Raw genomic sequence first — 2,505 nt, 5'->3', positions numbered from 1 at the left:
CCACGTACGTATTCCACCGCTTCGCTGCTCATATGCTCTTGTGCTCCGAGGTATTCATTTTGGAACGCCTTCTGAGCAGTTGTATTCATCCGTGTCATGATGAAGACAGCCGCCGTGAGGGGGATCAGGCACGCCAGACCAAGTTGCCAGTTGAAGACGAAGATCAATATTATAACCGACAGCGGGGCTATAAAACTCCCCGCCAGGTCGGGCAAGAGATGTGCGACAAACGTGTGGGCCGTACGTCGCATATTGGTTTCTACCCGGAACGCCGCTAAGTGCAAAAGCATCAGCCCGGCAAAGTAAATGACAAGGCCGGCAACGGCTGTGCCTACCGCCCACCATGCATAGACGTTGATAGGGATTCCTGAGGCAACGCTGCCAGTCAATAGTAGCGAGCGTACGATAAGCCAAATGAAGATGAACGGCATAAGCGAGAGCAGACCGCTTAATCCCGACAGTGTCAGGGCTATGGGCATAAGCACCTTGCGTTTGTCCATGTAAAATTGAAGTTTCTTTAATGTATTCATATTAATTGATTGTTTCATTGGTTTCTATCTCTTTCCCGAATAACCGGAACTTTTGGAATAACACGGGTGTAACGCAGCGGTCGGCCACGAGTGCCGATACGATACCCGCTACGGAGAGCAGACCCATGTGTATAAAAGAGAGGCCTTCGGAAGTCATGTAAATAGCGAAGTTCGCACATATCACGACACTGGTCCGAATGATTGGTGTCCCGACCGTACGGAACGAGCGGAGAATGGCATCCCGACAATTACCTCGACGGTCGAACTCCAAATGCCCGTGGTTGATGAAGTGAATGGTGTCGTCGACAGCCAAACCGAGGATCATCGTCATAATGGTTGCGGTCATCATATCCAACGGGTAGCCCAGCCATCCCATCAGTCCGCCGACCACCAAAGCCGGAGTGATATTGGGTATCAAACCGATAAGCCCGATGCGTACACTGCCAAAGACCAACATCATTAGGATGCCGATAATAAGGAGAGAGATGGCAAATGAAACCATCTGCCCGCGAGCCACGTACTGCATCATCACGGTAAATTGCGGAATACTACCCACTGTAGTGACAGAAGCTTCGGGGAAGAGCCTGGCGGCATTGGCTGCAATATCGTTCAACTCTCGTTCTACCTCGCCGGAGTCAAAACTGCTGATCTCCACCATCAGGCGCAAACGTCGATAGTCGTAATCGATCCAATATTCCGCTTCGCTACCGCCTGCATTCTCGTAAAGGAGCAGCAGTTGTGCCACCTCTTCCGGATTCGTCGGAATACGATAATAAGCCGCATCTCCTTCGTGCAGGGTTTGATTCAGGTCTTTTAGGATATTCAGCACTGTAGTCGTTCGCTTGGTTAGCTTATAGCCTTCGGCCTTTTGTGCCAGAGAGTCTAAGCGTACAAGCATTGCCGGCGATTTTGTCAAGCCGTCTTCGGGCAGGTCTATCATGACGTCGTAGGTGTAGATGGATCCCAGTTCGCTTTCACCTACTTCCAGCAGATTGTTTACATAGGCTATTTTACGTCCCATGGTGCGTTCTATGTCAAAGGCGGTCTCTATCTTGGTGAATTGATAAATGAGTGCTGCGGTAAGCAGCCCTGCAATCCATAGGATCAATGTGCCATGCCGGAGTACGCTTTCTCCCAAACGCCCCAGTTGATGGTCGAGCCACCGTCCGCCGGTTTCCTGCACTTTGGGATGAGGTTTGCCGTTCTTGCCAAAACTCAACAGCACGGGCATCAGTGTAATGGCAATGAAGAAAGCCAGCATCACGCACGAGGAGGTAGCGATACCAATGAACCGCATGGGCTGCATCGGAATAGCGAGAAACGACAGCAGGGCGGCAAAGGTGGTGAGTGCACTGAACAACACAGGCCAGCCCATTTCACCCACGGTCTCTTCTACGGCTCGTCGACGTTCTCCGTGTAGAAGGAATTGCCGTTTGAAATAGGAAAAGATATGTATGTTATAGGCTATCGAGACGGCAAACGCCAACAGCATAGGTATCATCATCATACCGCTGTCTATCGTCATGCCGACATATCCCAACAGTCCATACACAATCAAAATTGAGCCTGCCGTCGTGATAAGTGGAACGACAACGCCTCGTAGGGAGCGTGTTATGAGTAACAAAATAAGAATGGAAACGAGTGCGGCAATGCCCATCACACGGGGCATCTCTTTGCCAATCCATTTCATCTTCATGGCGGTAACGTAGGGCAAGCCTGTGCCTTTGGGATGGAGCTTTTGGTATTTGTCTTTAGTGATGATATGCTCCAGCTCATTCCCCGTTAGCACTTCAGGAGAAACGGCATTCTTACCTTTATTCCACACTGAATCTTTAGGAAAGGTACGCAACTTGAGAATAATCCACGAGAGCGTACCATCTTTGGAGACAAGCCGCTCGGCAATATGTGGCTTCATATAGGCTTTGCGACGTATCGTTTCCAGACTTGCCGCATCAGTGGGAATAAGGTCAGGCAC

The 2,505-nt window shown here is 50.3% G+C and carries 1 protein-coding gene and 1 pseudogene; both read right to left on the bottom strand.

What is annotated here, in order from left to right; all coding sequences use genetic code 11:
- Positions 1-530, bottom strand: a pseudogene (locus AB5935_RS24340) (ABC transporter ATP-binding protein); the annotation flags it as partial.
- Position 531: 1 nt separating this feature from the next.
- On the bottom strand, positions 532-2,505 hold a 1,974-nt coding region (locus AB5935_RS24335), incomplete at its 5' end, for an RND family transporter (RefSeq protein ID WP_368327689.1).

It is taken from the genome of Phocaeicola sp. RTP21198st1_B8_RTP21198_201120 (genome assembly GCF_040929485.1).
In the GTDB taxonomy this organism is placed as follows: domain Bacteria; phylum Bacteroidota; class Bacteroidia; order Bacteroidales; family Bacteroidaceae; genus Phocaeicola; species Phocaeicola dorei.
Note: the sequence above shows the minus strand (reverse complement) of the source record. Positions and strands in the feature narration are given on the sequence as shown.